We start from the raw sequence: 408 nt of genomic DNA on the forward strand, positions 1-408 counted from the left end.
ATGTCGCGGTGGATTTCTCGCTCGGTGGCGGCCTGCTCGGCGGTTCTCCGATGGTGTTCCGCGCGGTGGACGGTGTCAGCATACGCCTGCGGCAGGGGCAGACCATCGGCATCGTGGGCGAATCCGGGTCGGGCAAATCGACGCTCGGGCGGGCGCTGCTCAAGCTCCTTCCCGGGAGCGGCTATTTCAGGTTCGGAGCAACCGATATCTCGAAGTTCGACCGGGCGGCGATGCGGCCGCTGCGGCGCCAGCTGCAACTGGTGTTCCAGGATCCCTATGGATCGCTGTCGCCGCGCCAGACAGTTGGTGAAATCATCACCGAAGGGCTGTTCGTCCACGAGCCGCAGCTCAGCAAGCACACGCGGGACCAGCGGGCGGCCAAGGCACTTGAGGAAGTCGGCCTCGATC

At 65.7% G+C, this 408-nt stretch carries 1 protein-coding gene; it reads left to right on the top strand.

Annotation, left to right across the window (positions count from 1 at the left end; translation table 11 throughout):
- Positions 1–408 (top strand): ATP-binding cassette domain-containing protein (locus DUT91_RS25220; RefSeq protein WP_114443066.1); only part of this gene is annotated, 408 nt, incomplete at both ends.

This window comes from Paramesorhizobium salinisoli (genome assembly GCF_003335045.1).
GTDB classification, from domain to species: domain Bacteria; phylum Pseudomonadota; class Alphaproteobacteria; order Rhizobiales; family Rhizobiaceae; genus Paramesorhizobium; species Paramesorhizobium salinisoli.